Source organism: Mucilaginibacter rubeus (genome assembly GCF_014643835.1).
GTDB lineage: Bacteria > Bacteroidota > Bacteroidia > Sphingobacteriales > Sphingobacteriaceae > Mucilaginibacter > Mucilaginibacter rubeus.
The window spans coordinates 164,390-189,658 of sequence record NZ_BMKD01000002.1 but is presented as its reverse complement, the minus strand read 5'-3'; the positions used below and the strand labels follow the sequence as shown (position 1 = coordinate 189,658).

Genomic DNA, 25,269 nt, shown 5'->3' with positions numbered 1-25,269 from the left:
GAGTCCAGACGTCAATCCAACTGCTGAAAGTTCAAAAAATCTTTGTTATACATGCTAATTCATTGCCTGGCTGACCTAAAAATCGCATTAGATTCTATGGCCTTATAAACAAAGTTTTTCGGCCTTAAAAACAAAACATCTGAATAGGCTACCTTCTAATTTTGCATTCATAAATTTCAATTAAAATGGAACAAAATAATTTTAATGGAGCTTTGCAAAAACCGGTAGGTTCAGGCTTCAACGCAGCATCCACGACATCTGACGTTATAAAGGGAGTGGATATTAATGGAAAAATTGCTATTGTCACAGGCGGCGACGGAGGTCTTGGCCTGGAAATCACCAAAACGTTGTCTAAGGCAGGTGCGACAGTAATTGTACCTGCCAGGGATATTGAAAAAGCAAAATTAAATCTTCAAGGAATTGCCAATGTAGAAGTGGAGCCGATGAACCTAACGGAACCTGCCTCTATTACTTCGTTTGCTGAAAAATTCCTGGCATCAGATAGGCAATTGCATATGTTAATCAATAATGCGGGCATCATGTGGACACCTTTACAACGTGACAGCCGAGGTTATGAGGCACAGTTTTCTACGAACCACTTAGGACATTTTCAACTGACAGCAAAACTTTGGGAAGCCCTTAAGAAGACAGAAGGAGCAAGGGTCGTGACGGTTTCCTCTTCGGCACACCATTATTCTCCTGTACTTTTTGATGATGTTAATTATCATACGAGAGAATACAACAAATTTGAGGCCTACGGCCAGTCTAAAACAGCTAACGTGTTATTTACCGTAGAATTCAATAAAAAGGCACGTCCGTTCGGTGTCCGCGCTTATTCACTGCATCCAGGTCTAATATTGGATACCAATTTGGGCAGGCACCTAACCTTTGAAGATTTTATTACTTTGGGTGCTGTAAATGCTAACGGTACACCCAATGAAGAAGCCCAGGCAGCGATGCAGAAAATGTCTAAGACTAAAGAGCAAGGCGCCGCCACAACAGTATGGGCCGCAACAAGTCCGCAATTGCAAAATATAGGCGGTGTTTATCTGCAAGATGTCGAAGTTGCCAGTTACAATCCCGATGCCTACGATAGTAACGCAGGGAAGCGCAACCCTGGCGGGACATTCGGTGTGGCCCCATTTGCCCTGGAGCCGAATGCGGCACAAAGGCTCTGGGTTTTGAGCGAGGAACTTACTGATACAAAATTTGATGTTCAATAAACAAAACAAATAGGGCCCAAGCTGTTGGGCTTTATTTGCTTATTTTTGTATAATGGCAATACGGCAAATAAATAATTATGCAGAGATTGTATTTACCTGCAGTGAAGCGGTTCACCAAAATAGTGAACTGGTTGCTGAGGAGCATTCTGTAGTCCGGGTATTGTCAGGCAAATTGAAAGTTATTGAATCTAATAAAGCTTATTTTTTTGAGGCTGGGGAAACTTTTTTATTTCCTAAGAACCGGTTAGCCCGGCTCATTAAAACGGGAAAAAACGATTTGCCCTACAGAGCGATTATTGTAAAACTAACCCAAGATGTGCTGAAAGCATTTTACGAGCATAAAAAAAATGAAGTCTTTACGGTATTTAAAACTGATGCCATAATTCCTTTATCTAAAGGGCCGTTACTGGACAGTTTTTTTGCCTCAATGCTTCCTTATTTTGATCTGGAATACAAATTACCGCGCGAACTTTCGGCGTTGAAAATACAGGAAGCGATAGCCATATTGCGATCTATAAATGATAGTATGGACCATATTTTATCCGATTTTTCAGAGCCGCATAAAATTAACCTTGTCGAGTTTATGGAACGTAACTATATGTTTAACATGCCCATAGAAAAATTCGGTTATCTGACAGGACGAAGTTTAACAACCTTTAAGCGTGATTTTAAGAAAGTGTATGGTACAACGCCTCAGAAATGGCTCACGCAAAAAAGGCTTGAACTCGCCCGATACCAATTGGCTGAAAAGAATCGCAAACCTTCTGAAATTTATTTGGAAACGGGTTTTGAAAACCTCTCGCACTTTTCATATGCCTTTAAAAAACAATTTGGTTTTACGCCAAGTGAATTGTCAAAAGCTAAATAAATTGAAACAACTGTTCTTAGGACACTTTGTGTTATTAAAAGTTCTTAAACGGCAGATAACCCGCATAGGATAGCCAAATCCTTTAAAAAATGGTTCGAATTCTGTACCGTTAGGTGCACCATATAGGAACTTTGTCTAAGTTCTGAAAGGGTCACTTTAAAAGAGTGACCCTTTTTAATTCTAAAAAGCCGCTATTTTTCGATTTCCAAACTGCTCTAAAGCTTCAATTGGTATCACGAAAACTCAAAATGTTCGATAACGGGAATATCGTTAATTGAGTTGATGAACAGATCCATTTTAACTGAAGGCCCGTGAAGCTGCCATGTTAAAAGCATATAGTCGCCATCTCTGACTCTCCTAATCATCCTGAATTTCAGTTTGTGAGCTGTCATCATATCTTCGCACAACATGATACCATTTGCCGAGACCGGGCATTTAATATAAAATGTTTTGGATTGGTTATAATAATCTATTTTCTTTTGAAAGAAAGGAAGTACGGAAAGTATAAACAGGATCATTATACTGGCGAACCCGGCAGCTAAGTAGTAACCGGCCCCAATACCCATGCCTACTGCCGCAACGGCCCAGATGGTAGCTGCGGTAGTGATGCCATTAACCCGGTTTTCGCCTCTGAAAATAACGCCGGCACCAAGGAACCCAATCCCCGTAACCACATTTGAAGCGATCCTGTCTGCATTATCGGGTGCTCCAATAGCTGTTGACATAAGCGTGAAAAAACAGGCGCCAAAAGATATCATGATGGTAGTACGGAAGCCGGCCGCTTTACCATGGTATTCTCTTTCGGCGCCTACAAGTCCGCCCCACAACAGGGCCAGTAAAAACCTGACCAGGATTTCTATATCGAAAGCCATAAATTCAATTTTATTTGATTATAACCGAATATATGATTTTTATAGATACTTGAACCTGCCGGGTTTCATCATTTATGTAGCGGGAGTGCCCGGTTTTCAGAGATAGATTGCTGTCATCTGCTGTAATGATAATTGCCGGGGCCCACAGTGAATTTTTTGTAATTATTTCCTGAAAAATCGGGAACAAAAATATCAGCTGTTGTATTTTGCGGAACAGTTACCATCATATCTAATTTCTTATCTGTGATTTGCCATTTACTATAGATGGTTCCGTACGGGCAGTCGTATTTTCCTTCGGCCCATGATAGCCCACCGCCAATTACCGGTTTGATTGTTATTTTTTTATAGGCTGGTGCGGCAGGCGTAATACCTGTAATATAGCGATACATCCAATCGCCGATAGCCCCGTAAGCGTAATGATTATAAGAATTCATAGATGACTCTTCAAAACTGCCGTCGGTCCTGATACCATCCCATCTTTCCCAAATAGTAGTAGCCCCCTGTTTAATTGGGTATAGCCAGGAAGGATAAGTATCCTGCAATAATAACTTGTACGCCACGTCGGCGTAACCGAACCTGGTCAGGGCATCACAAAGATAAGGAGTGCCTAAAAAACCCGTTGTCAGGTGATCCCGGTATAGCCCGATGTTTTTAACAAGGCGCGCTGCAGCCTGCTGCCTCAAGTTTACCGGCAGCATATCAAATTCCAAAGCTAATATGTATGCTGTTTGGGTATCTGATGAGATCAGGCCATTAGCGGTAACATATTCGTTTACAAAGGCCCGTTTTATTTTGAGCAATAACTTTGAATAATATTGCTCGTCGGTTGTTTTGTTTAAAACTTTGGCGCTGTTGATCAGTATTTGGGTTGAATATGCATAGAAGCATTGTGCGATAAGATATTTATTGGTTATCGCAGATGTACCATCCCTGTCGTTATTCACACTATAAAACAACCAGTCGCCAAAATGATTACCCGTTACCCATAAATTGTTCCTGGTTTGCTTTTGGATATAATTAACCCAGGCTTTCATGCTTTGAAACTGGTTTTCTAAAATCTTTTTGTCTCCATATGCAAAATACATATTCCATGGGATGATGGTTGCCACGTCTCCCCATCCTGAACTGCCGCCCACCTCATTTGTGCCATTTGTAAACACATCCGGAACCACAAAAGGGATACTACCGCCTGGATACTGATCGGCAGCTACATCCCTGAGCCATTTGGTAAAGAAATTGTGAACATCCATATTAAATGCTGCAGTACGTGAAAATACCTGCGCGTCTCCTGTCCAGCCCAAGCGCTCGTCGCGTTGCGGGCAATCTGTTGGTACATCAAGAAAGTTACCTTTCTGCCCCCATTGGATATTGTGTTGCAATTGATTAAGTAAGGGGTTGGAGCATAAAAAGCTTCCGGTAGCTTTCATATCCGAATAAACAGCTACAGCGGTAAAGTCATCTGGATTTAATGTACCTTTTATACCGCTAACCTTAATGTACCTGAAACCCTGCCAGCTAAATTGCGGCTCAAAGGTACGTTTTACGGTATCTTTTAGTATATAAGTGTTTTCGGCCTTTGCCGCCCGTAAATTCTCTGTATAAAATTCGCCTGCTTTATCCAGTACTTCTGCGTGAGTAATTTTAATTGAGTCTCCCGGACGGCCTTTCAGTGTAACTTTTACCCAGCCCACCAGATTTTGACCAAAATCAATCACCTTTTCACCGCGTGGCGTAGTTATGACCTTTATTGGCTTAAATGTTTCATGTTGCTTAACGGGTTCGTTATAAGTAGCAATAAGGGTGTTTTTAGTGTATGGCATTATGCGCACAGGATGCCAGTCATGGTCATCAAAAGCGGGTCCTGCCCATCCTGGTTTTTCTAACCTCGTATCAATAATACAACCGTTGTAGATCTCGGCAAATTGTAAAACTCCTGTAGATGATCTCCAGCTTTGATCTGACGATATGATTTTCTCTGAGCCATCGGTAAAGATGATCCTCATCTCCATTAAAACCGCTGTTTTATCGCCATAAGAATTAGCTCTGGGTGTATATGGGCCCAGCGGACTACGATACCAACCGCTGCCAAGTGTAATTCCCATGGCATTTTCTCCCTGGGCTAACAGAGCTGTAACATCATAGGCCTGATATTGTAACCTTTTATTATAACTTGTCCATCCTGGTGTAAGGAAGCTATCGCCTACTTTATGCCCGTTTAGTTGTGCTTCATAGAAGCCATGCGAAGTTATATAAGCTGTGGCCTCCCGTATTTTTTTGTTTAATGAAAAATTAGTCCTCAACAAAGGAGCGGGAGCGTTAACTGTATCAATTAAGGCAGGCCTAATCCATTGGGCATGCCAGTCAGAAGCAGATAGCAGGCCCATTTTCCAAAATGCCTGATCACTCCAAGCTGAACGTAATCCGTTGGTATCCCAGATTCTTACCCGCCAAAAATATTTATGGCATGATAGCAGCGTTTTGCCGCGGTAAGGTATGTACACTGATTGATTTGATATTATTTTTCCGCTCGACCATAGCGGGGTTGTATTATTTTCGCTGAACGAGGCTGAGTCTACTTGTATTTCATAAGCTTGTTGGCCGACGGCTCTATTATTTTTTTCTGCAAGTTGCCAGCTAAAACGCGGATTGTGTGCATCAATACAAATTGGGTTTTTCAGGTTTTCGGTTAAAAGATTTTTTAAAACCACTTGTGCCGAGGTAGTGAGCCATGAAAATAAAAAACATCCAATAAGAAATGGTGTTCTCATAATTTAATGTGTAGGGTAACCGGTAAATTGATTTATAAAAATAAAGCAGGATGGTTTCATTACCATCCTGCTCTGTCTTTTGAATACTTATTATATCTTCGAGAAGATCGTTGTGCCGGGTTTTAGAATAATGTTTACTTTCCCTTAAGTTGCACCATCACTTTTATAGTTTGGAAAATTATACTTAAGTCGTTATTAAAGTTGACGTTTTTTAAATATATAAGATCATAACGAACCCGGTGACGCATCTCCTGAACATTTTCGGCATATCCATAATTTACCTGCCCTATAGAAGTGAGGCCGGGTTTAAGTTTTAATAATTTTTTGTAATTGGGCGATTCTTCTATGAGTTGTTCAATAAAATACTGCCGCTCCGGTCTGGGGCCAACGATAGACATATCGCCCTTTAAAACATTCCAAAACTGGGGTAATTCATCCAGCCTGGATTTGCGTAAAAATACACCCCATTTCGTAATCCGCGGATCTTTATCTTTTGATAGCATCGGCACGGATTGCTCTGAGTTTACGTACATGCTCCTGAACTTGTACATTCTGAAAGGTTTATGATTTCTGCCAATTCTTTCCTGGCGATAAAAAACCGGGCCTTTTGAAGTTAATTTAGTTACTATAGCTAACGCAATAAACACAGGAAGCCCTGGGATCATTACCAAAAGGGAAAACATAATGTCGAAACAACGCTTGAAGAAAATAATCTTCAGGCTGAGCTCAATAGAAGAGGAGAGCTGTATTACAGGAAGATTTTCATAATTAACGATGCTGGCATAGCTGTTGTCAAGTACAAGGTCCGAAACCAGTTTAATTTTAATGGAATGCTGATCGCCCAGGTCAACCAGTTTATTTAATAAAAGCTGATCCATAAATTTGTAGCATATAAATGCTTCATCCGGCCTGGCTTCAAGGATTTTCTCAAATAATATTTCATGGGGCAGGCTTTCAATCATTTCTTCGGGTATGGTGGTAATAAAATTATACCCGTACTCCGGATGCCTTGAAAATGATTTTTTTACCCGGTTAACGATATCCACATTGCCAATTATGATGACATGTTTAATATTATAGCCTTTTTTACGAATATAATCGAGTGTGAAAAAGATTAGAGAGCGCTGAACAACTATGAAGATAAAAAACAAAAGATATGTGCAAAACATCACCATTCTGCTTATCTCATACAGCTTAAAGAAATAAACAATCCCCAGAACCATTACCAGGTGGTACACCATAGAGGACATGAATTTGCTTAAATTGTCACTTAATATCAGGGGCCTCTTTATGATATAGTTTTTAGTTACCGAAGCAATGGTAATCCAGGTTAAGTTAACTAATAGTAAAAAATCAGTCGACTGTATTTCTGACGAATAGAATGCAAATATAAATAGGTGAGCACATTGCAGCGCAATATTTAATAAGATTAAATCACAAAAAAACGTGAATGGCTGAAGTAGTTTAGAGTAGCGCATTTGCGATCAGGGTTAAGTTGTGCAAATATAACAATTTTACTAAAACGAATCGTTTTTAAATAAAACCAATGTTTGTTAAACTTAATTACGGGGTATTCATCAAGAACGCTACAATTAAAAACTAATTATTCTTTATTTTATTTTGTGTTTTATTATTAATTTGGACAAATAGCTCATTTTTAAATATATCTGTTGAAAAAGAAGAAGCGTGCCGGGTAATTTCTTTATAATTAAATAATGATTCGTTAACCTCGAAACGCTCCACGGCCTCTTTAATGGCTTCGGCAGACTGTTCATAGAAGAATATGCCTGTTTTATTTTCGATAACACTTTCCAACGCGCCCCCTTTACCAAAGGCAATTACAGGAGTGCCACAGGCTTGGGCTTCAACAGGTAAAATGCCAAAGTCTTCTTCAGCTGCAAACACAAACGCCTTACCTTCGGCCAGGTATTTTTTAAGCACATCAAATGGTTGATAGCCAAGTAAGGTAGTATTTGAGGTAGTTAATTTGCTCACCTTTTTAAAATCAGGACCTTCGCCAATAACAAATAATTTTTTATCAGGCATCTGGGCAAAAGCCTGTACAATCAAATCAATTTTTTTATAAGGAACAAACCGTGAACAGGTAACGTAGTAATCCTTTTTTTCATAAACAGGTAAAAAATCTTCTGTTGCCACGTTGGGGTATATAACTGTACTTTCACGGCCATAGATCTTTTTAATTCGCCTGGCTATGTAATTTGAATTAGCGATAAAATGATCGACCCGGTTGGTGCTTATGATATCCCACTGCCGGATGCGGTGCAGTAAATATTTTGCTATGAAACCCTTTAAGCCTTTGTCCAGCCCTGATTCTTTTAAATATTGATGGTGCAAGTCCCAGGCATAGCGTATTGGCGAATGACAATAACAGATATGTATTTGGTTTGAATTGGTTAAAGCTCCTTTAGCTACAGCATGTGAGGATGATATAATCAGATCATAACCTGATAAATCAAACTGCTCAATAGCCAAAGGAAATAAAGGCAGATAGGCCCGGTATTTAGTTTTTGCAAATGGCAGTTTTTGAATAAAAGAAGTGTTTATCTTATGCCCGGAAAGGCCAAGCTTAACAATGGTTTCCTTGCGGGCTACAAGCGTATAAATATCCGCATCGGGATATAATGCGGCAATTTCTTTAAAAACGTTTTCGGAGCCCCCAATTACGGTAAGCCATTCATGTACTAATGCAACTTTCAAGGTGATGTAATTAATTGGTGGTTATTAGGTTTAAGCTGATAGCAGATTTTTTAATTTTTCGGTAAATACTGCCGAATTATATGATTTTTTAGTATTGCTATATTGTTTAAAAGCTAAATTGCTTTTCGATTCATTCAACGAAGTTACTATTTCTGCTATTGCCGTTATTAATGTATCCCGGTCTTCAAACAGAATTGCTCCTGTGTTAACTGATATTTCTTTTAACCCTCCGCGGTTTCTTACGAAAGTAATGCATGAACACATCATTAATTCGGTTGCTACAATGCCAAATGCCTCGTTAAGATCTGAAGGAACCACAGCAAAATGAATATTGTATTCCTTAACCAATTGAGGGATATCATCTGATGCCTTTATAAAATGTACGTTTGCCGGAGCATCGTTTTTTAAAGATCCATAGTAAGCTAATGAATCCTCAACTGGATTTCCTATGATATAGAATTGATAATCATTGTAGATTTTTGCGGCTTCAACAATCAAATCAAAACCCTTACCCGGATAAACCCTACCTATGGAGACGAAATTAAATTGATGCCTACTGCTGCTAAGTCTGTCATTAAATTTAAGCGCCTCATATTTTTCGGTCAGGCCTGGTTCAATCACATGTAGTTTTTTGTTGGCTGCAGTATTGCTTAAGCCTATGTAATTTGAAAATCCGCTTGATAAAAAATGGGAAGTAAATACTAATGCAAAAGTGTTGGACTGATTACACAATAATTTTAAAACAAATTTCCCAACGTTGGAAAAATCAAGATGGACGTGATAGATAAACTTACGTCGGATAAAAAACGAAATAAAATAAAAAAAGATAAAATAACGGGGCCCGTTAACATAAATAATATCTGATTCCCGTACCTTTTTAACCATACCTAAGATGCCCGCATAGTGAAAAAACAACTTTAAAGAATCGAATACGGTTTTCTTTTTATTAGTTAATTTAAGATCGGGGAGATAATGAAAGTTCAAATTATTTACCTGGCTTTCAATGTACCCTCCTTGGGGAATAGCCACCGTACAATCAAAGCCTAAATGGTTAAAAGAATTGATGAGATTGATCAAAACACTTTGCCCTCCTCCAATTTTGTTATATTGATCAACCAATAAAATCTTTTCCTTCATTTTTTTCTATAATTCATTTAACCGTGGACTATTATTTAGCTGCCTGATAGCTTAGGTCAGTTTGCTGGCCATTCCGCTTATGTTACTTTGTTCTACGTTGAAATACTTTATAAAACACAACCCCAGGGCAATAAAAACCCACAAATACAGGGAATAGGTGGGCGCTATGGAAAGCATCGCTAAAAAATTAAAAAGCGTACCGAGTAAAAACATTTGGTTATAACGGCTTTTGTTTTTATTGATCCAAAATTTCCTTAAAGCTCCACCTAAAAATGCTAAAAATGACAGCCCGCCAACAATACCCTGATCAGCCAAAACACTCGAGAAGGAATTTTGGGGAAATATACCGGGGCTAAGCATTTCTCCAAACTCTCTGATGCCCATTTTAAATTCATATATATACATGTAATATATACTATTGCCAACGCCGACGCCTGTAAGCCAATGATCTTTGAAAATCCGGATACCTATTGATGAAGTGTAGCTTCTATAGCTGCCACTGTCAGTGGTGGTTTCTGGTATTGAAAAAAAACCCGATAGTTTGGATACAAATATGTATTCAAAAACAGGATAGAGATCAAAATAAAGTAATGCTATATACCCCAGCAATAATAAAACTGCTATAACGAAAATTATTCCCAGTTTAATTCTAATTGGAGATTTAAAAAGAAAAACGGAGCTGCCCAAAATAAGTGCAAAGCCAAACATTGCAGTTGAGAATGTTAGCAATAATGACGAAACATTAATGGCCATGATCAAATACCAGCTATAGGTTTTAAAAAGAGGCTTTGTATACCAACCTATCAAACAAATCCAAGCCTGGTATAAAATATAAAAGCTTGGCTCCTGCGAAAAGCCCGAGCTACGGAAATCGTAATAAGTTTTGTTTTGAATAAAAGAAGGCAACAATATGATGATATCTTTAACAAATAGTGCAAATAGCGAACAAAAAGCAATAAACGTACCTATTAACACAATTCTTTTTAAGATTACTTCAAAGTGATCATAAATATATTTTGAAATTGAAATGGCATTAAATGCCGTGAAATTGAAAAACATATAAATGAGCTGAAGGAAAGGAAATACATAGTAGTTAAACTTGAACGATGCTGCATCCGGATATTTATAATAAAAGCCGCTTGGATATCCCAGAAATAAATTGGAACAGATATAACTAATAATTGGCGACAATACAAAAAAACAGCAAGCCGCCAATGATACGCTATTAGCAAATTTAAATTTCTCGATGAAAGCTATTTCTGTGAAAAGAAGTATTAAAGCCAATAACTCATATATTTTAAACACACCACCCACTTTAATGATAGGAAACGATTGGAAGCCTATCAGGAGCACTATCAGTACAATAACGCTATCCTTAAAACTACGGTCCTTTATTGCAGTGGTCATTTTAATATTAAAAAAATTATAACTTAAATCCTTCGCGCAGCCCTTTTAAAAGCTGGCCCCTTTGACCAGCATTAAATTGAATGTACCGCAGTGCCCTTGTTGTCAGTGTATAGGATAATGAACTTAAAAACTGTAACCCTTTAAAGTTTTTTCTTATGAAATAAATCCTGTTTCGTGTACCATAAAATATGGAGAACAAAGTTCTGTCGCCGCCTGTAGATGAGCTTTCTTTATGATAGATATGTAACTGTGGTAATAGTTTGATCTTATATCCGTACAAATAGTGAGCCCTGTACATAAAATCTGTATCGTCGTAATAAACAAAATACTTTTCGTCCATCAGCCCAACAGTTTCAAATACTTCATTATTAAACAGGGCGAAACAGGTTGGAGCAAAATCAACATATTTTTCAACGCAATATTGTGGTGCGTCATCGGCTCCTTCACCAATACCAACGGTTGTGCCCTTGTATAATAGGAACTTAGCTCCGGCCACCTGCACTTTTTTGTTATCAAAGAAAAAGATCTTGGGGATAACGATAGCGTCGTTCTTTTGTACCGAATGGTTTAATAAATCCAGTAACAGATTTGGCTGATAAAATTCAATATCATTATTAAGTAACAATGTATGGGTCGATCCGTCTTTTATAGATAATTCAATGCCCTGGTTATTACCTTTTGCCACGCCTACATTTGCGTTGTTTTTGATGTAGGTAAATGCTGTAACATTATTGTTTTTTGCAAGTGATTGTATCAAGGCATCAGATTGCTCGTTAGGGTTATTATCTATGAGATATAAATGGTAATCGGTAAAAGATTGCCCTCCAATACTTTTAAAAAAGCCAGGTAATACTTTTTCGCTGTTAAACAGCACAGTTACTAAACCAAGTTTTGCCATAATTTATTTAAAAAGACCTTTCTCTTTCATTTCGGCAATCGAATCTTCGTATTTACCTGCGTTTACCTGCTGCCCGTTAACCCATTTAACAAACCTGGCAATGCCAGTTTCAAAATTAACGGAAGGAACAAACCCAAGCGTTTTGTTAATCTTAGTTAAATCAGCATAATTATGCCTGATATCGCCAAGGCGATAGTTGCCTGATATATTAAGCGGTACTTCAATGCTGTATTGCTTTATTAATGTTTTGGCAACTGTAAGCACATCTGTTGCCACGCCAGCACCAACATTAAAAACATGTCCATCGGCTTTATCATTTATAATACCTAAATAAGTGGCATTAACAACGTCATCAATAAATACAAAATCTCTACTCTCTTTTCCATCTTCAAAAACATTTATCCCTTTGTTGTTTTTTATAAGTGTAGAAAATATCGAAAGAATGCCTGTATAAGGATTTGATAATGACTGGCCGGGTCCGTATACATTTTGATACCTGAAAGCTACCGGAGCAATGCCGATAGTTGGGCAAACTGTCATGATCATTTGTTCCTGGTTTTGTTTGGTAATACCGTATACCGATGATGGATGGATCTTTGAATTTTCGTCAGTAGCTACAAGCTTTAACGCTTTTGAATAACCAGGATGTTTTACTTCAAAATCTCCGCCATCCATATAGGCCGATGTACGGTGCTCCGGGTAAACATATCGATCCAGATCTTCGGCATAGTATTTACCCTCTCCATAAATAGATCGGGAGGATGCTATAACGACCTTTTTAACCTGGTGGGTGCTGTTGGCCAAGATATCAAGCATCAAGGCAGTACCTTGAATATTAACCTCGGTATATCGTGCAATTTCATACATAGACTGGCCTGTGCCGGTTTCAGCCGCGTAGTGCACAATAACGTTGTGCCCTGCAATAACCTTTTCCCAGTCTGCTCTTGAAGTTACACTACCCTTTATAAAGTTAACTTTATCTTTAATAGCCAAATATAACGGCGACTCATTCTCCGCATTATCGCCATGGATCTGGGGCGATAGATTATCAAGAACAGTAACCTCAAAACCTTTGCTTAATAACAATAATGCAAGGTTACTTCCAATAAAACCTGCTCCGCCTGTAATTAGTACTTTATTCATATTTATATTAGTTTAAAGCCGTTTCAATTAATGAAACTCCCATCGGGGGCTGTTTTTAGCCATTCATTTAACTCAAAGTTGTACCGCTTAATTATTTTAGCGGGCGCACCTACCGCCACGCAGTAATCAGGAATGTCTTTTGTTACCACGCTATTAGCACCTATAACGCAACCTTTTCCAATACTTGCGCCAATAATACATGCGTTTTCACCAATCCAGGCTCCTTCGCCTATTTCAACTTCGTTTATCTGCTGAATTGGCTGATCCATTATGGCCTTGGTGACATCCTTATAAGAATGGAGATTATCGGTAATATAAACCCTATCAGCAGTTAGTACCTTTTTGCCGATGCGAATTTTTGACGTCGCATAGAGGTGATTGAAGTGCCCGATGCTTGCGCCATCTTCAATAATTAAAACGCAGGTTGGCGAATTGGTATGCGCGACTGCGGCAAGCCAGGTTTTGTATTCAATGTTAACCCTGTTCCCGATAGAAATGTTTGAATAGCCATCGATTTTAAGCGGTGAGATAATTTTGGAACGATGACCTATGCGTTTAAATACCACTTTATAATATGGATAAACAAATAGGTAATAAATCAAATATTTAAATTTCGTGTATAATTTCACCCAACGTCAAATGTTAGTTATAATATAATCTATTTACCGAATATCAACTTACAAGCTCTTTTGAAGCAGCGAAAGCTATTTCAGAAGAGCCTTTATTTTTAATCTATTGTAAATAATAACAAATTTTAAAAGCTGAATTAAAGCCTGTATTTTAAACTTACTTTGTGGAAACTTGCTGTAATTACGATAGTATGTTTTTATTACACTTTTATGTAGGGCTAATTGCTTCCCTATAGGTGTTGCTAATCCTGATGTATTTGCTGAATGGACACGGTACAAAGAAACCGGCTGGTTCCAAAATAATACGGCTTTATTTGCAGCAGCTCTCTGATAAAAATACCAATCCTCCGCTTTCAAATCTTCTGGGTAATAACCAACTATGTCAAATATCTTTCTATTAAGCAAACTTGTTGCACCGGAGATTGAAGGATTTTTTATAACCTCTTCCATTATCCCTTCTTCCGTTTCATACTTTGATTTATTTCCTGAGTTGTATTCAGCCATAGAACTTTGCAGGATAACTTTATTATCCCCATCAATTACTAAAGCGTCACTAACCAACACCAGCTTTCCTGTGCTTTCATTTTCTTCTAATATTTCAACTCTCTTAGTAATTGTATCACCATATAATGCGTCATCGCTTGCAAGAGGCAATATATATTTACCTTTTGATAATCGTAATAATTCATTAAGCGTGGCACAAAGTCCCTTATTTTCGCGATTTATATACTTTATCGATACAATAGCTTCATGCCTGTTTATCCACTGGTTTATTACATTATTTGAATTATCAGTGGAGCCATCATTAATAACAACAATTTCTTTGTTGGGATAAGTGTCATCCGCGATACTATTTAAAGCCCCAAACACATATTTTTCGTGATTATAGCAAGGAACGATGATGGATACTAAAGGATACTTCATTTGAACAATAATTTTCTGAAAAGTGCAATCATAATTATTAAATAAATAAAATAATTAATTGCAAATGCTATAGTGATACCGTTTAGGTTAAACAAATGTATGCAAACATATCCTAACAAAACATAACTTACGCTGAATACGACTTCTGTTATTATGAATGCCTTAGTCATGGCTTTGGCTAACATCAAGTAAGCCAGTATCCACGCTGCCATTTTAAAAAAATCGCCAATTAACTGAAATGCAAATAATTGGGTCATGGCTTCAAATTCTTTGGAGTATAACATATGGGTTATAAAGAAGCGCAGCCAGTAAATGAGCAAACAACTTGTAAAAACGACGGGAAGTATAATTTTATACCCGTGGTATATTTCTTTACGCAGATCGTCGTCATTATTCAATGATGATAACTTAGGCAAGTAATAGGTGCTTAAAGAGGTAGTAACCAATAGCAGATAACCATCAGAAATACGCATTATACCCTGCCAATAACCGGCATCGTTCATCCCCAATTTATTAATTACCATATTACGCAGAATAATCTGCGAAACAGGTACAGTTAAAGCCGAAACTATAGCCATTAAGCTAAATCCTGATAGTTTGCGTGCTGTTTCTTTGTTAAAAGACTGGTTAAAATAAGATTTCGAAAACCAGCTACTTTTTACAATCATTGTTAAGGTGACAAAGAATACAATGGATTGGGCTAAAACCAAAGCGTAAAGTGCACCGGTAATTTTATAAAAATAAACTAATACAACTGTAAAAACTAAACCAACAATACTACCTATCGTATTGACCAAGGTGTATTTTTTTATTTCCTTTTTTCCGTTTAAAATCGAGATCAATAACGAATTAAGGGCATATAAAATAATAGTAACACCCAAAACACGTAGCGGATTTATATAGAGTGATGAATGAAATAACCATTGAGAAATATAAGTTGCTATGCAAAGTAACACTAAGCCAAATATGGCCGAGCAAGCTACACTTATTTTAAACGCTGTACTAAATAGTGTTTTTAATTGCTGTTCATCCCCCTCAAATTCTGCAGTATATTTTATTACACCCGTATTAATTGCGCCATTAGCAAATGTTAAAGCGATGGTTATAAAATTAGAAAATTGTCCAATTAGCGCTATACCAGCCGGACCGGTAAATAAAGCCACAACTTTGCTTGCGACAAAGCCTGAAGCGATGCGAATAAAAGTAATTATAGCCGAAAAAAAAGAAGTCTTTATAAGTTTCAAGTGCTCTGATTAAATGATGTTTTCCTTTAAAACTTCTTTAATATTCATTTATGCTTTCTATAATGTAATCAACCTCTTCGGGCTTTAATACGGGGCTTAAAGGCAAACTTAAAACTTCACGATGAATCATTTCGCTTATTGGATAACTCAAGTGGTTCCACTCTTTATAAGCCTCTTGCTGATGAGGGGGTATAGGATAATGAATAACTGTTTGAATGCCTTTATCTGTAAGATACTGCTGTAAATGCCCACGCGCATCTGTTCTTACCACAAATAAATGCCAAACATGTGCACTTTGTTCAGCCACTTTTGGTAAAATAATTTTACCATTGTTTATTTCCGCCAGGTAACGATTTGCTATTGCTCTTTTAGTTGCTGTTTCCTGATCAAGTGTTTTTAATTTAATGCTTAATAAAGCAGCCTGTAACTCATCTAAACGGCTGTTAACTCCTTTATATAGGTTTTCATACTTTTTATGTGAGCCATAATTTAGTAAAGCCCGTATAGATCCATTTAATGAATCATCATTAGTGGTGATAGCACCTGCATCCCCTAAGGCACCTAAGTTTTTACCCGGATAAAAACTAAAGCCAGTGGCATCACCAAAATTGCCCGCTCGTTTGCCATCGCTTGTTGCGCCGTGAGCTTGTGCACTATCTTCAATTACTTTTAACTGATGTTTTTGGGCAATAGCATTTATTGACTTCATATCACACAGTTGGCCATATAGATGAACCGGCAAAATAGCTTTTGTTTTTGCTGTTATGTGAGATTCAATTAGTGCAGGGTCAATATTATAAGTATCGATATTAGGCTCAACCAACACAGGAACTAAATTATTAGCAGATATGGCCAAAATACTGGCTATATAGGTATTGGCAGGTACAATAATTTCATCACCGTCCTGAAATATCCCCATCTCTTTATAGGCCCTGATAATTAAAATTAATGCATCCAGCCCGTTGGCCACGCCTATTGCGTGCTTAGCTCCGCAATACGTTGCAAACTCGGTTTCGAATTTCTTTAATTCATTGCCCATTATATACCAGCCCGAATCCAAAACACGCTCAAACGCTTTCTTCAATTCCTCTTTATGTTGTTTATTAATTGCCAGCAGATCTAAAAACTTAATCATTTTATAACAGGTTTATATCCATCAAAAACATATTGAATATTGCTTTCTTTATCCAATAAATTTATATCTAAAATTTTTGCATTTTGGGTAATGTAGCCTTTGTGAACAGCCGGATTACCGTACCAAACTGTATAAGGTGGGATAGATTTAGTAACAACACTACCTGCTCCGATAAATGAAAACTCGCCTATCTCGATACCGGCAACAATAGTGGCATTTGCACCAATAGAAGCACCTTTTTTTATAAGTGTTCTTTTAAATTCTTCAGGATAGATTTTTGAGCGAGGTATCAGATCATTAGTAAATGTAGCATTGGGGCCAATAAATACATTATCTTCTATTGTTATCCCGTCCCATATTTGCACGCCAGATTTAATCGTAACATTATTACCAATTATTACATCATTCTCTAAAAAACAATTACAATTAATATTAACATTTGAACCAATTACGGCGTCTTTCAGTATCACACAAAACTGCCATATTGAAGTATTGTTACCTATATTATTGGACTGAACATCAGCCAAGCGATGAATATTAAAGGCCATTTTTTTGATTTAAGTATTCTTGGTAATCCCTGATATAATCTTTTTCATCATATTTATTGGATGCCAAAACTAGAAGCACCGCTCCAGATGAAAAATTGACAAGATCGCGCCAAATGCCAGGCGTTATATATAATCCAAAATTAGGCCTGTTAAGCGTAATTGTTTTTTTCATATGGCCATCATCAATCACCACGTCAAAGCTTCCACTGGCTGCTACAATTAGTTGTTGCAATCCATAATGGGCATGCCCGCCGCGTATTTCGCCGCCAGGAACATCATATAGGTAATAAACCCTTTGAATATCAAACGGTATTTCTGATAAGCCATGAATAGATGTAATATTTCCTGCTCTATTATGAATTTTTTTCAATTCAATTACATTGCAATTGTATACCGAAGCTCTCATGATTTATTTTGCTTAAATACCTCGTAATCTCTTATATAGTCATCTTCCTGATAAGCCGTGGACGCGGCAATAAAAGCCAATGAATTAGTCGAAAAATTTTCCATATGCCTCCAAATTCCTTCAGGTACATATAAACCATAGTATGACCTGTTTAATGAGTAGCTTTTTATTTCTTTTCCATTATCTAATATCACATCAAAGCTTCCGGATAAGGCGATAATAAATTCTCTGTTTTCTTTATAGGCATGCCCGCCGCGTTCTTCACCACCCGGCACGTCGTATATCCAATAAACCCGTTCGATTTTAAACGGGATATGGTTGTGTTCCTCCAAAAACGAAAGGTTACCTCTCTCATCCAATATCTGAGGAAGTTTTATTATTTGGGGGGCATTAAAATTATCAACCATCTGTTAATTTATTATTTTAGTGGAAATTTTCCTTACAGTAGCTCCCATGCAGGCCAAAAAAACACCGGCCATAAAACCTAATATTGAGGCTTTGATTTTACCCAGTTTGCTTACCATTAAAGGCAATACCGGTGTATCGATGGCTTGAATAAGCGGCGTTTCCTTTCTGAGTTGAATTTTAGATAATTCAAGATTTTTTACTATTTCAGCATAAACGGCGGTGCTTGTTTGAACATCAATCTGCCTGCGTTGCGAAGGGACCCTTAAAATTGATAATGCCGGGTTTGCATTTGGTGAAGCATCTGCCGCGGAAGCAACACCTACAATAGAGCTGTTAAGTATCGATTTGACACTATCCGCCTGCTTTTGAAGTATAGTTACATTTTGAAGCTGCTTTTTAGTTTTTGTTAACACATAAAAACTGTTTACTGTATTAACTATATTATTGGCAAATTCTTTTGCAAATAACTCATCTTTTGAAAATACGTCAACTTCTATAATACTAAGTTTTTTGTCTGGTTTGTCAACGTTAAGTGCGCTTTTGTTTATAGTTTTAGTTAAATCAATGATAATACTATCCTGCAATCGGTTAAATGAATCGGGATTTCCATTGAAGCTGATATTTTTCAATGTGGACTTATCTTCCCATTTTTTCCTAAGGTTATTAAATTCAATATATCTGTCGATAAGTTTTTGTGGTTTGCCGTTAAATATGGCCGTGCTTAACAAAGTTTTACTAATCATGTTACGTGATTTGTAAAGTTCAAGGATGTTATCGCCATGAAAAATGCCGCCGCCACCACTGCTTACATCAATGCCTGCCAATGACGCCAAACCTGCATATTGGCCAAGTCCACCCTTTTCTTCTTCCTCAAGTACAAAGGTATAAACCGCCCTGTACTCGGGCTTTTTGAATATGCTATATACAAGACCTAAGATTAAGCCCAGGAACCCGGTCAAAACTATCATTAATAATTTACTGCGAAGATATTGCGTAAAGCTTTTAATTTTTTTAACAAGATCGGCAAGTGAAATATCGTTCGCTGATTGACTTGAAACTGTACTATTATGTGGGTTAGTTTCCATTAATTAACATAATTAAGCCGAAAAATTTCTGTTGATATTAATTATTTATTCAAACTTAAGATCCCCAAAATAATAGCACCTAATGAAGCCAGCCCTGTAGTAAATCCTAAAATTGTTTGGGCAGTATTGCCTTTACCCTCAGATTTCTTAGGAACATATATTTCGCTACCCGGTTTCACCGAAGGATGGTTATTAAAAAACAGGAATTTACGTGTGCCTTTTACAGTTCCGTTTGGATAAACCACATAGGCACCACGTCTTAACGCATCGGGACCGTAACCACCAGCATTTGAAACAAAATCATTAAATGATTTTGATTTGTCAAACACCACGGCACTTGGATAAAGTACCTGGCCATTAACACGCACAACCTGCTGCTGTTTCGGAACCCTTATAACGTCGCCATTCTCCAGAAGCAGGTCGGTTTTTGATCCTGGTGATTTCAGGATCTTATCCAATTCAATACCTACATAGTTATTTCTTAGTTGTGTAGTATCGGTCGCGATGTTTGTCGAATCTTTGTATGATTGTTTTAACCTGTTGATCCGGGCCGAGCGTTCAGCATTTACTGATGCAGTATCTGCTTTGTTTTTATCGATACCCAGTATTGCAAAATTATCGCGTTTTAGCGAACCACCCGCTGCATCGGCCGAGGCGGTAAGACCGCCAGCCCTGGCAATCAGGTCGGATATTTTTTCGTTTTTACTTTTGATGGTATAGGAGCCAGGGTATAAAACTTCGCCCTCAACCTTTACTGTTTTTTGCTTTTCATATCCGGGCAGGCTATATACCGAAACAATATCAAAGGGGGTAAGCACAAAGTTAGCGTCTGCCGGTTTTAGTTTACCGTCAATATTAACGCTAAAAACCTGCGATACTGAACTGTTTTTAGATGAAGGATCGGCATCGGTTATCCTCCGGGCTACTTCAATACGGTTTGTACTTGCGCCTTCGGCAAAACCGCCGGCTTTTAAAATCAGGTCTTCTACTTTCATGTTTTCTGAAAAAGCAAACTTTCCTGGTTTCCTTACATTACCATTAATAGTAACGGTGTATTTATCCCTTAAATCAAATATGGATGAGATGTTAACAATATCTTCACGCTGCAAGGGGATATTTACAGATTTATTGATAACGTCCTTAACATTAAATCCCATTATTTCGGTACTGTTATCCGGCTTTAGGCGGGTAATTGTACCGCGTTCGGTAAAAGCGTCTTCTTTTAATCCCGCAGCTTTGTCAATTAGCTGCAGTAGTGTTAACCCGCTTTGCAGTTCATAATCACCAGGCCGGAAAACCGCTCCTTTTATTACTACCCGGTTTTCAAACCGGTATATAATAGATTCAATAGTATACTTATCGCCCCTTAACGGAATGTAGTTTTTATAATCGGCTTCCAACACATCCGTTATTTTGCGCTGCTGATCACTTACCTGCGATACTTTGATCCTGGCAGTATATGCGCTATCAGTAAAACCACCGGCATAAGTTATAATGTTATCCAGGCTTTCTCCCGGCAAAACTTCAAACAAGGCAGGTATTTTAATCTCACCAACAAGCTGCACCCTGGTCCGGTACGTTGGTACGCGTACAATGTCCTGATCCTGTAGGGTAATGTTGTTTTTCTGATCGCCTTTTAACAAAAAATCATAAACATCCAGGTGCCTGATAATGCGGTTATTCCTGATCACCTCTATCTGCCTTAAACTACCATTATCGTTGGGGCCGCCTGCCATATATAATGCATTAAAAACGGTAGCGAGAGAGGGCAGGGTATAAGTGCCTGGTTTAGCTACCTGCCCTATGATAATTACCTGGATACTCCGGATATTACCGAGGGTAACCTGTACGCTTGTACCGCGGCCAACCGCATAGTTGTTAGCTGCAAGCCTGCTTTTTATCAAGGCCGTAGCTTGTTCAATAGTTTTACTTCCAACATTTAAAATGCCAACCCCCGGAATGTTTATATTTCCTTCGGGGGATACTTCCAGTTTCCAGTTCACCAACGAGCTGCCGTAAACATTTATGTTAAGCTGGTCATTAGGCCCAACAATATAATTTAGAGGGGTAGCCAGTTTAAGGTTGGGTTCAAATGAACTGTTTTTATTTTTAAAAATATCGGCGCCAAAAATTTTGGGCTTTAAGCTTTCAAATAAATCTTTATTGGTGTAAAGGGTATCAGTAGTATCTGGTTTATAATTAAGTTGCCTTCCTTGCTGTGTAAGTGTCGAATCGGGTCTGGTATTGGATGATTCGTTGCTTTTGGTCCTTAATTTTTTTATACGAAGTTCTAACTTTTGAACCTGTGCGGCTGACATTCCCCGGCTTTGAGCTTGCTGTAGTAACTCAGCGTCGGTTAATCCTGATTTTTGAGCTTGCTGTAACAGCTGAATCAGTTGCTGATCTGAAATATCGTCGACATTAATTGAGGAAATGTTTTGTAAGTTGGTTTGGGCGGTAATATTAGTAACTGCTCCGAAACTGAGTACAGCAATTAAAAATATAAGAAAGCGAAGTCTGTTCATGTGTGAAAGTCATCAGAGTATAAAATAGCACTCCAATAAATGATAATATTTTCTGCAAAAGTAAACCAATTTCCCATTTCAGGGGGTAAAGTGATTTTTTTAATTTGTAGTATAACTGGTGTGTTGATCGATAAACTAAAAAAATGGGCTAAAATTGTTCATTAATTAAAAAAATAAGTAAGGTTAATCTTGGCATGTAAATTAAAGCTCGAACCATTTCTGTATTCATAGTTCAATGTGTAAACAGGCGTAGCTTCGGCCGAGAGCAGGTAGTTTTTAAATTTATGATTAGCATAAAATGTACCTGCAAGATCTACCCAGTGAAGATTGCTTATTCTGGCTTCAGTAAAAGCCTGGTAATACAGATCGTTGTTATGTAACTGTCTTTCCAGCATAAGGCCATATGAGTTGTAATTTTTGAGGTAACTTATATCAAAAATAAAACTGTTTCCACCCGGCCCGATTCCGGCACCTATGTATCTGCCATAATTGGTATAACCGTCTCTCGGGCTTTGCGAATGGATATACCATGAAGGTTCGTCGCGCAGCAAATAGGTTGGCGCTCTTTGCAACTGTGTTATTTCCGATTTAATTTGGATAAAGCCTCCCCGGCTAAGTTCAAACAGTTTGCGTCCGCCAAAGGTATATGCTGATGAATGCTCGGGTTCCTGTAAAAAGTCAGAAATACTTCCGGTGCGGTCGTTACGAGCCCATTCAAAGTAAATTTCAGCTTTGTATAAAGGTAGCAGCTGCCTGATATTGAGTGCGTAAGCAAAATCCTGTTGGTCGCCGTTTTGTCCGTTGTTGATGTCATTCGCCTTAAGTGAAGAGCCGGTAATAACCGGAATTACTTTACGGATAATGTTTTTATTATGATAAAGAGAGTCTTTGTCAAGATAGTCATAAGCGGAAAGGCCAAGGTATAAACCCTTTAGCCATTTAGGCTGCCAGTTCACACTGTAGGCCGAAATATACCTTGTAACTTTAGGTTTGGGGCTATATAAATTGCTGCCGTATATAAGTTTGCTTACATCGTCTGGTGCAAAGCCCGATTGTTTTAGGTTGCCTCCTATGATCTGCCACTCAAATGAGCCAACCAGTGTTTTAACGGGTTTGGTTGAATTAAAGGTCCAATGGAAAAAGCCAGGGGCCGAATTGCTCATCATGATTGAATTTCTTATTCCTGGTCCCCACCACAAGTTTTCTGTAGATACGCCGGCTTCAATGCTTTTATACGTCAAAGTGATTTTTGATTGCCCGGGATAAAGATGTTTTAGAGAAGATGTACCAAATCGTTCGGGTGCATCAATACCATTGATTTGGCCAAAATAAGCACCCATGAGTGCCGGCGAATTGTTTCGGGCCTGTACATCTGCAAAAGTTGAAAAGTTTTTATTTTGCGCGTAAACCAGCTCAGGTCTTATCTGTACGTTGAGAATTCCGGCTTTTAACCAAAAGCCGCCACTAAGCATGCTTTGATAGCCTGCATTGGGATACAATGAGGAATTATTGTAGCCAAAGGGACGGTTCACGTTGTATTCATTTAACCAGTTAAACGGAAGGATGCGTAAACCCGATGGCATGCCCATGAAATTGAATTTTATATACTCATGGCTCGAAATTAATGGCTGAAGCGCAGGATCAGCAATAGTTGAAGCTAATGGCCTGATAACAAGTGATGATGTACTGTTTGTATTTCCTGCTACCTGATCCCTGCGTAATAGCTCCTCAGCATAGCTTCCAACTGGTATGGTTTGACTATAGCCTTTTAACGCAGCAGTGAAGGATAGTAAAATTACAATATATAAGGATCGGATAGTTATACGGATGCTCATCAAAAAGAAAGGTTTAGGAAACTAATAAATTAACCAAATGGTAATATTAAAATATCTTTCTGTTAATATTGACCGGTGCATCGTATCCAGATGCGAATCTTTAATCAATAGCTCGGGTTTTCTGATATTTCGATGGCAATTATCGGCTTTTTTTTGAAATTTCAAAACCTTTTTTAAAGTTTAATAAAAAAAATACAATTTGATTACCAATACGGTTAATTATGCCAAAACATTACAATGACCTTTAAATAAAAAACTCCGGACAATCTTAGCCGCTTTTTCCAAAACAGATTTTAACTATTATTGATTGTTTACCTTTCCGTTGCTTTTGAGTTTAGAATAAAGCAATGCCTTTATACTTAAGTTTTTGAAATATTTAAAGGCTCTTTTCTGAATACAAAAAACGGATGAACTCTCTTAACATTCCTGCAAAAACAATCACCCATGCTGTAATTGAAAAATAAATAAAGATATTGGAAATGGGCAGGATAAACGGGAGATCAAGCGCCTTGGAAAAATTAAAGGTAGCGACGGCGTACATACCGGCCGGAAAAACGAGCGACCAATATTGGGGATCATATTTCACAGGAACCTTTTGTATGATATGCCGCCATATAGGTAGTAAAAACAGGATCGGGATCCACCAGGTGGCAAACGCCCAGAAAAAAACCGTGAGCCCGGGTAAAAAATAGCTAATGCCGCTTATCCATTCATTATTATGTGAATACATCAATAAACGAGAACCCGCCAGCGTGGTGATGGCTACGGCACCCATATTTATCCAATATGGAGGGGTTAGCAATTCCGCTTTCATGCTTATAAAAAGCCAGCGGTATATAATTAACGATATAAATACCATATAGTGCATTGCACCAATGAGGAAAGCGCAAAACGATATAAAAATAATAACATCCTTATGAACCATTTCACCGGCAATAATAGCCCCCAGCACAGCTACAGATTCGGTGGCTACGACAATGAGCAGCCAGGCACCGCTTAAACTCGCTTCCACTCCTTGTTTAGGTTCTTTGGCGGTGATCACAATAAAAAAGGTGTAAGTAATCATCACCCAGAGTACGATGCCAAATTCCCATAAAAAAATGGCTACATCTTTATAGGAGGTCATTAAGCCAAACTGGTTCCCTAAAACATTATTCGCGGCAACAATGGTTAAAAAAGTAACTCCACGCGAGGAACTGCTTATATCTTTCCATACATCTGTAGGGTATTTAATTGCCCTGAATATGAGCACAGCCCAAAGCACAATATAAAAAATAACGTTAGCACATAACAAGATGTTGGCAACCTGTTTCATATTATATAAAAAGGCACCAACCGAAACTATCCCGGTTGCCATTACCAAAGCAAAGTAACCCGGAAAAAAAGTTTGGAGTGAGTGGCCCGTAATCGGTTCGCCTGGTTTAGGTGGTAGTGCTGTATGCTGAGCTTCCATATTTTCGTAATAAGTTTATGATAACAGGAGATAAAGAGGCATT

Annotated in this window: 21 protein-coding genes; 2 read left to right on the top strand and 19 right to left on the bottom strand. The window is 38.0% G+C overall.

Annotation, left to right across the window (positions count from 1 at the left end; all coding sequences use genetic code 11):
• Positions 1 to 185: 185 nt before the first annotated feature.
• Positions 186 to 1,223 (top strand): SDR family NAD(P)-dependent oxidoreductase, encoded by a 1,038-nt coding sequence (locus IEX80_RS07315; protein ID WP_188832509.1) that lies wholly within the window; start codon positions 186 to 188, stop codon positions 1,221 to 1,223.
• A gap of 52 nt (positions 1,224 to 1,275) precedes the next feature.
• Positions 1,276 to 2,091, top strand: coding sequence for a helix-turn-helix domain-containing protein (locus tag IEX80_RS07310; RefSeq protein ID WP_090527340.1), 816 nt, complete (start codon positions 1,276 to 1,278; stop codon positions 2,089 to 2,091).
• Between the two features lie 233 nt (positions 2,092 to 2,324).
• Here IEX80_RS07310 and IEX80_RS07305 read toward each other — a convergent pair whose 3' ends face one another.
• The 19 genes from IEX80_RS07305 to IEX80_RS07215 all read right to left on the bottom strand — a co-directional run bounded on the left by IEX80_RS07305 (position 2,325) and on the right by IEX80_RS07215 (position 25,226).
• A complete protein-coding gene (locus tag IEX80_RS07305; RefSeq protein WP_090527343.1) occupies positions 2,325 to 2,963 on the bottom strand; it encodes an MgtC/SapB family protein in 639 nt (212 codons plus the stop codon).
• Between the two features lie 113 nt (positions 2,964 to 3,076).
• Positions 3,077 to 5,731, bottom strand: coding sequence for a family 78 glycoside hydrolase catalytic domain (locus tag IEX80_RS07300; RefSeq protein ID WP_090527347.1), 2,655 nt, complete (start codon positions 5,729 to 5,731; stop codon positions 3,077 to 3,079).
• 134 nt (positions 5,732 to 5,865) lie between these two features.
• Positions 5,866 to 7,209 (bottom strand): sugar transferase, encoded by a 1,344-nt coding sequence (locus IEX80_RS07295; RefSeq protein ID WP_090527350.1) that lies wholly within the window; start codon positions 7,207 to 7,209, stop codon positions 5,866 to 5,868.
• A 121-nt stretch (positions 7,210 to 7,330) separates the two neighbouring features.
• Entirely contained in the window at positions 7,331 to 8,449 is a 1,119-nt protein-coding gene (locus tag IEX80_RS07290) for a glycosyltransferase family 4 protein (protein WP_188832508.1), read from the bottom strand.
• 30 nt (positions 8,450 to 8,479) lie between these two features.
• Positions 8,480 to 9,586, bottom strand: a complete 1,107-nt coding sequence (locus IEX80_RS07285) for a glycosyltransferase family 4 protein (protein WP_188832507.1) — start codon at positions 9,584 to 9,586, stop codon at positions 8,480 to 8,482.
• 51 nt (positions 9,587 to 9,637) lie between these two features.
• Positions 9,638 to 10,339: an O-antigen ligase family protein gene (locus IEX80_RS07280; RefSeq protein ID WP_262892441.1), complete on the bottom strand. Its 702-nt coding sequence runs from the start codon at positions 10,337 to 10,339 to the stop codon at positions 9,638 to 9,640.
• 670 nt (positions 10,340 to 11,009) lie between these two features.
• Positions 11,010 to 11,891, bottom strand: coding sequence for a glycosyltransferase family 2 protein (locus IEX80_RS07275; RefSeq protein WP_188832505.1), 882 nt, complete (start codon positions 11,889 to 11,891; stop codon positions 11,010 to 11,012).
• Positions 11,892 to 11,894: 3 nt separating this feature from the next.
• Complete coding sequence (locus IEX80_RS07270) at positions 11,895 to 13,034, bottom strand: NAD-dependent epimerase/dehydratase family protein (protein ID WP_188832504.1); 1,140 nt, start codon at positions 13,032 to 13,034, stop codon at positions 11,895 to 11,897.
• A gap of 23 nt (positions 13,035 to 13,057) precedes the next feature.
• Positions 13,058 to 13,636, bottom strand: a complete 579-nt coding sequence (locus IEX80_RS07265; protein ID WP_229701555.1) for an acyltransferase — start codon at positions 13,634 to 13,636, stop codon at positions 13,058 to 13,060.
• A gap of 102 nt (positions 13,637 to 13,738) precedes the next feature.
• The gene (locus tag IEX80_RS07260) at positions 13,739 to 14,587 is read right to left on the bottom strand and encodes a glycosyltransferase family 2 protein (RefSeq protein ID WP_188832502.1); all 849 of its coding nucleotides are present in this window, start codon (positions 14,585 to 14,587) and stop codon (positions 13,739 to 13,741) included.
• Entirely contained in the window at positions 14,584 to 15,831 is a 1,248-nt protein-coding gene (locus IEX80_RS07255) for an O-antigen translocase (protein ID WP_188832501.1), read from the bottom strand. The genes IEX80_RS07260 and IEX80_RS07255 overlap by 4 nt, the downstream gene beginning before the upstream one ends.
• A 37-nt stretch (positions 15,832 to 15,868) precedes the next feature.
• Complete coding sequence (locus IEX80_RS07250; protein WP_188832500.1) at positions 15,869 to 16,966, bottom strand: DegT/DnrJ/EryC1/StrS family aminotransferase; 1,098 nt, start codon at positions 16,964 to 16,966, stop codon at positions 15,869 to 15,871.
• Positions 16,963 to 17,514 (bottom strand): acyltransferase, encoded by a 552-nt coding sequence (locus IEX80_RS07245; protein ID WP_188832499.1) that lies wholly within the window; start codon positions 17,512 to 17,514, stop codon positions 16,963 to 16,965. The genes IEX80_RS07250 and IEX80_RS07245 overlap by 4 nt, the downstream gene beginning before the upstream one ends.
• Complete coding sequence (locus tag IEX80_RS07240) at positions 17,504 to 17,920, bottom strand: sugar 3,4-ketoisomerase (protein WP_188832498.1); 417 nt, start codon at positions 17,918 to 17,920, stop codon at positions 17,504 to 17,506. Before IEX80_RS07240 ends, IEX80_RS07245 begins: the two co-directional genes overlap by 11 nt.
• Positions 17,917 to 18,327 carry a sugar 3,4-ketoisomerase gene (locus tag IEX80_RS07235; RefSeq protein WP_188832497.1) on the bottom strand — a complete coding sequence of 137 codons (411 nt, stop codon included), beginning with the start codon at positions 18,325 to 18,327 and terminating at the stop codon, positions 17,917 to 17,919. The genes IEX80_RS07240 and IEX80_RS07235 overlap by 4 nt, the downstream gene beginning before the upstream one ends.
• A 3-nt stretch (positions 18,328 to 18,330) precedes the next feature.
• A complete protein-coding gene (locus IEX80_RS07230; protein WP_188832496.1) occupies positions 18,331 to 19,413 on the bottom strand; it encodes a GumC domain-containing protein in 1,083 nt (360 codons plus the stop codon).
• A gap of 41 nt (positions 19,414 to 19,454) precedes the next feature.
• Positions 19,455 to 21,938, bottom strand: a complete 2,484-nt coding sequence (locus IEX80_RS07225) for an SLBB domain-containing protein (RefSeq protein ID WP_188832495.1) — start codon at positions 21,936 to 21,938, stop codon at positions 19,455 to 19,457.
• Between the two features lie 161 nt (positions 21,939 to 22,099).
• Positions 22,100 to 23,773, bottom strand: coding sequence for a capsule assembly Wzi family protein (locus IEX80_RS07220; RefSeq protein WP_188832494.1), 1,674 nt, complete (start codon positions 23,771 to 23,773; stop codon positions 22,100 to 22,102).
• A 376-nt stretch (positions 23,774 to 24,149) separates the two neighbouring features.
• Positions 24,150 to 25,226: a tellurite resistance/C4-dicarboxylate transporter family protein gene (locus IEX80_RS07215; protein WP_188832493.1), complete on the bottom strand. Its 1,077-nt coding sequence runs from the start codon at positions 25,224 to 25,226 to the stop codon at positions 24,150 to 24,152.
• Positions 25,227 to 25,269: the final 43 nt, after the last annotated feature.